The sequence below is a fragment of the Paraburkholderia sp. BR10954 genome (genome assembly GCF_040965775.1).
In the GTDB taxonomy this organism is placed as follows: Bacteria; Pseudomonadota; Gammaproteobacteria; order Burkholderiales; family Burkholderiaceae; genus Paraburkholderia; species Paraburkholderia youngii.
In genome coordinates, this window is the sequence record NZ_JBFRCK010000105.1 from 1 (window position 1) to 6316 (window position 6316).

Below are 6316 nucleotides of genomic sequence, written 5' to 3' on the forward strand. Positions count from 1 at the left end.
TCCGGCGTCTCGCACGTGACTATGAACGGCTTCCCGAAACTCTCGCTGGGCTTCATTTCGTCGTCTTCGCAATGCTCATGCTTGTCCACGCCGTGCCAGTACTTCAAAGTTCCTAACACGCTCTAGTTGCTCGACATCGCTGGCTTCGTCTGCGCTGCTGTTCCAATAGCATCCTCAATACCGCAGCGCGAAGGCAAGAATCGACAATTAGGAGCGGCGCGACGATTGCGCCGGACCTTTCGCGAAGCGTCGGCGGTTAGTCGACCAGCAGACGAAGATCGACTTCTCCGCGCTGCATTTTGCCATTCATAACGCTAGTTAGTGTCACGGCGAGCTACACGGCAGATCGCCATCCCACGATCGGCTGAAAAGCATTTCGGGACGCATTGCGCAATTCGGAGCGCGGACGGAGAAGTGCAAGAATTTATATGGTCTGCGACGCGGTAACGCACACAAGCACTGCGTAAAACATCAGTTGATTGCGATCAACGCTATCGGCCACAAATTCGTGCACAGTGCAGAAGGTTAATGGCTAAAGGTAATGACAATGATAAAGCAACTCCGCAATGTGGCTGCTGCACTACTCCTTATGTCACCATTTGGACCGCACGCAGCTAACGCCGCTGACAGTGCAGTCGTCGGAAACTACGCAGGTGATTGGTTGGTACGCCTCCGCGCGATAAGCATTGAGCCGCAAGTTCGCAGGACTGACACGCTTTCCGCGCTCGATGTCGGCGTAAGCAACGCGCTGGTGCCAGAGGTCGATTTCACTTATATGGTACGGGACAGCATCGGCGTGGAGTTGATTCTTGGTACCTCACGTCATCACCTGACGTCGAATCTCGGCGACCTTGGTGGCGCTAACGTGCTGCCACCGACATTGTTATTGCAATATCATTTTAATCATGCGGGACGCGTTCGACCGTACGTTGGTGCCGGACTCAACTACACGCTCTTCTATAACAACGGATTGCACGCGGGAGGTGTACCCGTCTCTATAAAGAATCACAGCGTTGGTCCTGCACTGCAGGTCGGGATTGACGTGCAGGCATCAAAGAGTCTATTTGTTAACGCCGACATCAAGAAGATATGGATGAAGACTGACGCATCGCTTAGCGGCTCGTCAATTGGCACCTTGCATATCGATCCGCTGGTCATTGGTATTGGCATCGGGGTGAAGTTCTAGACGTTGCGAATCTCAAGCGACAGACCGTTCAGTGAACGGCTGGCTTCGCTCCTTGTACAGTGGCAACTTGGGAGAAGATGGGCATGACAGACAGGAAAGCTTTTAAAGAGTGGTTAATCCCCATCGGTGGTTGGCTGTTCGTTTCTCTTGCTGGGTGCAAACCCAACTTTCTCGTGCTGAGTCCCAAGGGTAGCGTAGGCACGGCGGAGAGATCACTCATCGCCTCGGCCACATGGGCCATGCTGCTGATCGTAGTGCCCGTTATTATCCTCACGCTTGCCTTCGCGTGGCGCTACCGCGCGTCGAACCGCAGCGCACGCTACGTCCCGACTTGGGTTCACTCAACGGCGATTGAAGTGGTGGTCTGGACCATACCCGCTGCCATCATTCTGTTCCTCGCCATCCTTACGTGGCGTACCACGCATGAGCTCGACCCTTATAAACCACTGGAATCAGACGTGAAGCCCATCAACGTCGAAGTCGTCGCGGTCGACTGGAGATGGCTCTTTATCTATCCTGACCTCGGCATCGCTACACTGAACGAATTGGCGGTGCCTGTGAGCACGCCGGTCAATTTTCGCATCACGTCGGACTCGGTGATGAACTCATTCTTCATCCCGCAACTTGGCACTCAAGTCTACGCGATGGCCGGCATGCAAACCCGGTTACACCTGATCGCCGACGAAGCGGGCGACTTCACGGGCTTCTCGTCGAATTACAGCGGCAAAGGCTTCTCCGACATGAAGTTCCGTACGGTGGCTACGAGCCAGCAGGGCTTCGATGCGTGGGTGGAGACGGTAAAAGCTTCATCGACCCAGCTTACGATGGATCGGTACGCAACGGTCACGCAGCCGCAGGCAAACGCGCCCGTGCAGTACTTCTCGAAGGTCGACCGGAGGCTTTTCGACAAAATCGTCGGCAAATACAACAACGGCAACGTCGCGGATTTCACTGTCTCATCGTGCGTAACCAAGGGGTAAACAGCCATGTTCGGAAAACTCACATTAGACGCGATGCCGCTCGATCAGCCCATCATCATGGGGGCGTCGGTGTTCATGGCGCTTGTTGTCTTCGGCGTGTTCTGGCTGGTCACCTTCGAAGGTAAGTGGAAGTACCTCTGGGTCGAGTGGCTCACGAGCGTGGACCACAAGCGCATCGGCGTCATGTACATGATCGTGGCCGTGCTCATGTTGGTGCGCGGCTTTGCCGACGCCGTAATGATGCGCCTTCAACAGGCCGTCGCGTTCAATTCGCCAGGCTATCTGCCGCCGGATCACTTCGATCAGATCTTCACGGCGCATGGCGTCATCATGATCTTCTTCATGGCGATGGCGCTCATGGTAGGCTTCTTCAATCTCGTCGTGCCATTGCAGATCGGCGCGCGCGACGTGGCGTTTCCGTTCCTGAACTCGCTTTCCTTCTGGTTGACCGCAGTCAGCGCGGTGTTGATCAATCTGTCCCTCGTAGCTGGCGAATTCGCGAAGGTCGGCTGGCTCGCGTATCCGCCGCTTTCCGAGCTGAAATTTAGTCCTGGCGTTGGAGTGGACTACTATATATGGGCGATCCAGCTCTCGGGTGTCGGCACCTTGATGTCGGGCGTGAACTTCTTTGTCACAATCATCAAGATGCGCGCGCCGGGGATGTCGCTCATGAAGATGCCCGTGTTCACATGGACGGCGCTCTGCTCGAATGTCCTCATCATGGCGACGTTTCCCATTCTCACGGTCGCGGTAGCGCTGCTTGGCCTCGATCGTTATATTGGCACGCACTTCTTCACGAACGAACTTGGTGGCAACGCCATGCTGTACTTGAACCTGATTTGGGCGTGGGGCCACCCCGAAGTGTATATTCTGGTGCTGCCCGCTTTCGGCATCTATTCGGAAGTGATGGCTACCTTCTGCAAGAAGCCGCTATTCGGTTACAGGACGATGGTCTACGCATCGTGTGCGATCATGTTACTTTCGTTTCTTGTTTGGGCGCACCACTTCTTTACCATGGGCTCAGGCGCCGACGTCAACGCATTTTTCGGCATCGCCACAATGATTATCGCGATTCCAACCGGCGTCAAGATCTTCAATTGGCTATTCACGATGTATCGCGGGCGCGTTCAATTCGCCGCGCCCGTGTTCTGGACCATCGGTTTCGTGGTGACGTTCTCTATCGGTGGCATGACCGGCGTGATGATGGCGATCCCGGGCGCGGACTTTGTGCTGCACAATTCGCTTTTCTTGGTCGCTCATTTTCATAACGCCATCATTGGCGGTGTGGTGTTTGGCTATTTAGCTGGCCTGCAGTACTGGTTTCCGAAGGTGTTCGGTGTCAAGCCCGATGACAAGCTCGGCAAGGCGTCGTTCTGGTGCTGGTTCGTCGGCTTTTATGTGGCCTTCGTACCTGTTTATGTGCTCGGCTTCATGGGCGCGACGCGCCGCACAAATCACTATGATGTGGCTGAATGGCAACCATACTTCATCGTTGCGGCGCTCGGCGCAGCGATCATCGCGGTGGGGATCCTGTTACAGGTTCTGCTGTGGGTGATGGCATTCGTGAACCGCAACGAGGCCGAATGCAAGGATATGACAGGCGATCCATGGGATGGGCGCACGCTCGAATGGGCAACTTCCTCACCGCCGGCGGTCTACAACTTCGCTCTCATTCCGCAAGTGGAGGACATTGACGCCTTCGCGGACATGAAAGAAGCGGGCCGCGGCCTTGGGCTGGCGTCAAAGTACGTGGACATCCATATGCCATCCAATACGTCGGCGGGTTTTTTCACAGGGATGTGCAGCTTGGTGCTGGGTTTCGCGGCCGTATGGCACATCGCGTGGCTCGCTTTGCTAGGTTTCATTGGGATCGTCCTCACGATCATCATAAAGAGCTTCGACAAGAACGACGGATATTACATTCCCGCGGCGATGGTCCGTGAGATCGAAGAACGGCGGTTTGGCAGCAGTGTCCCGATGGGCATTAACGGTCCAGTCGCCGAGGAGGCTTACTGATGTTACAGAAAGCCGTTGGCGTAGATTTTTCAGAAGTCGATTATCAAGATCATCCACAATCGCACTCGGTGTTCGGCTTCTGGGTGTATCTGATGACCGACTGTATGCTGTTCGCGGCGCTCTTTGCTACGTTCAGCGTGCTGAGGCACCAGTTCGCCGGTGGCCCTACGGGTCACGATCTCTTCGATCTATCGGGCGTGGCGCTGGGAACCTCTGTGCTGTTGCTTTCTAGTATCACCTATGGTTTCGCGATGTTGGGTGTGCCGCGGGCAAGGAGCGGTGTCGTGCTCGGTTGGCTCGTGATCACATTCATTCTTGGCGCGTCGTTCCTCGCGCTCGAACTTCGCGAGTTCTCGCAGCTGATCGCGGAAGGCGCGGGTCCGCAGCGCAGCGCGTTTCTCTCGGCCTTCTTTACGCTCGTCACTGCGCACGGAATTCACGTTTTCTTCGGCCTGCTGTGGATGCTCGTACTGATGATTCAAGTGCTGCGGGTGCCTCAGCTTGGTGAGCAGGAGGTCCGGCGGCTAACGTGCCTGAGCCTATTCTGGCACTTCCTCGATGTAGTATGGATCTTCGTGTTATCTTTCGTCTATCTGGGGAGCATGCTCTAATGGCTTATGCACAGACTCACGCGGGGTCGCATGGCAGCCTCACTAGGTATCTCGCGGGCTTCTTTCTTTCGGTATTACTTACGGCCGGCGCATTCGGTGTCGGGCTGTACGATGCCATCGATGCAACTACGGCCATGATCGCGATCGCCGTACTCGGCTTTTTGCAAGTCGTCGTGCACCTTGTGTGCTTCCTACATCTGACCCTCTCGCCTGGGCAGGGATGGAACGTGCTTTCACTCTGCTACACCATACTGGCCGCTGCGTTCCTGATCCTCGGCACGGTCTGGGTGATGCGGAACGTCGAGATGCTGATGATGTCGCGTTAGTCAGTTGCCTGCGGGTTTTGCTTTCCGGCGCCGGACATGCACTAGCCCTGCATCCCCTTACATGCGACCTTGGGCGCCCGCGAAGCGCCGATTCTGGTCCACTAAACAGGATCGCATCAGGAAAATGTTCCTCTACCATGTGATCCGTACACCTATCCGCCCATTTGGTTGATCGCTTGCAGTTTCACCTAAATAAGCGAGTTATGGCCCGTCCGTTTCGAGCGACGGCGAGTGAATGCCGCGGGTTCGGTTCGCTATCATCGCTTTTTGCCGGCACTTTTCAGGGACCAAGGGCTCAGTCGCCGTGCTTACGCTGCTGGCGACAGTACTTTAGCTACAAGTGAGTTCGGTGTGCTGAAGCGACGCGAGCAAGTTGAAAGATATACGGAGTAACTTGCATCGCGCCCCTGAGAACCGGCCAATGGTAAGGCCTATGATTAGCGAGGCGGCAGGCGTGATCAAGGCCGTATCGGACGCGAAAAGCCGTGACCACGCTTCGGACGTCGACATCCGGCACTCGCGGTCGTGGTCGACATGCACATCGAGCCGGGTTCTTCGAACATCAGCGCTTGCGCTCAATGCACGGCGCCGAAGAACAAAATTGCGCCTTCGGCTGGCGTCAGGCCCGCCGTGAAATAGCCTTCCAGCCGGTCGGCGGTCACTTCGTCAAGAGTGAAGGGCGGGTGAATGTAGCCCGCGGCGAATGCATGGTCGTACCAGTCGCTGAGCCACGCGTGAAGTTGGCTCACTTCCTTCGGCAGAATGCTGAAGGCATCGTCGTGCATATGTCTTTCTCCGGCTCGCTGAACGATGAGGCGGCGGTGCAGCATCTCCGCTTTTCTGGCGGAGGGGGCGGGTGAGAAGACGTGCCACGTGGCGTCGGCATGGCGAGAGAGGAAGACCGAGCACGCACCGGTCGGCCGATCCATCTGTATGCGCGCGCGGCATGTTCCTACGTGAAAGGAAGCGGTCCAGCAGGCGGACACGCGCCCAGTAGTCGCGCGTCGGGCCAACGAGCTTTTCGACTTGAGAGCGCAGCGATGTGTTGGCCGCCATGGGTTTCCCTCGATCTAGTGTCGTGAGTTAGAAGTTCGTTGAATCAATTTCCCGGTCTTTCTGGAATGACGAAATGCTGTTTAAAGAGCCGCTCGGACTCACGCAGTCCTTCTTCGGTAAAGATCACAGACTTCGTCCTGT

General features: G+C 56.2%; 7 protein-coding genes and 2 pseudogenes. 6 read left to right on the forward strand and 3 right to left on the reverse strand.

Annotated elements, in window-relative coordinates:
* From AB4Y34_RS40535 to cyoD, 6 genes and pseudogenes are all read left to right on the forward strand, one after another.
* Nucleotides 1-116: pseudogene (locus AB4Y34_RS40535) on the forward strand (IS5/IS1182 family transposase); the annotation flags it as partial.
* 431 nt (nt 117-547) lie between these two features.
* Complete coding sequence (locus tag AB4Y34_RS40540; RefSeq protein ID WP_368719179.1) at nt 548-1186, forward strand: OmpW family protein; 639 nt, start codon at nt 548-550, stop codon at nt 1184-1186.
* Nucleotides 1187-1269: 83 nt separating this feature from the next.
* Entirely contained in the window at nt 1270-2166 is an 897-nt protein-coding gene (cyoA, locus tag AB4Y34_RS40545; RefSeq protein WP_176369869.1) for a ubiquinol oxidase subunit II, read from the forward strand.
* 6 nt (nt 2167-2172) lie between these two features.
* A complete protein-coding gene (cyoB, locus tag AB4Y34_RS40550; protein ID WP_368719180.1) occupies nt 2173-4182 on the forward strand; it encodes a cytochrome o ubiquinol oxidase subunit I in 2010 nt (669 codons plus the stop codon).
* A complete protein-coding gene (gene cyoC / locus AB4Y34_RS40555) occupies nt 4182-4793 on the forward strand; it encodes a cytochrome o ubiquinol oxidase subunit III (protein WP_368719181.1) in 612 nt (203 codons plus the stop codon). The genes cyoB and cyoC overlap by 1 nt, the downstream gene beginning before the upstream one ends.
* Nucleotides 4793-5119: a cytochrome o ubiquinol oxidase subunit IV gene (gene cyoD, locus AB4Y34_RS40560; RefSeq protein WP_176369866.1), complete on the forward strand. Its 327-nt coding sequence runs from the start codon at nt 4793-4795 to the stop codon at nt 5117-5119. Before cyoC ends, cyoD begins: the two co-directional genes overlap by 1 nt.
* 575 nt (nt 5120-5694) lie before the next feature.
* On the opposite strand, the gene AB4Y34_RS40565 is transcribed toward cyoD, so the two are convergent.
* The 3 genes and pseudogenes from AB4Y34_RS40565 to AB4Y34_RS40575 all read right to left on the reverse strand — a co-directional run.
* Nucleotides 5695-5904 carry a hypothetical protein gene (locus AB4Y34_RS40565; protein WP_176369865.1) on the reverse strand — a complete coding sequence of 70 codons (210 nt, stop codon included), beginning with the start codon at nt 5902-5904 and terminating at the stop codon, nt 5695-5697.
* A 75-nt stretch (nt 5905-5979) separates the two neighbouring features.
* Nucleotides 5980-6175: pseudogene (locus AB4Y34_RS40570) on the reverse strand (hypothetical protein); the annotation flags it as partial.
* 43 nt (nt 6176-6218) lie between these two features.
* The coding region (locus AB4Y34_RS40575) for a DUF6429 family protein (protein WP_368719058.1) at nt 6219-6316 on the reverse strand (98 nt) is incomplete at its 5' end.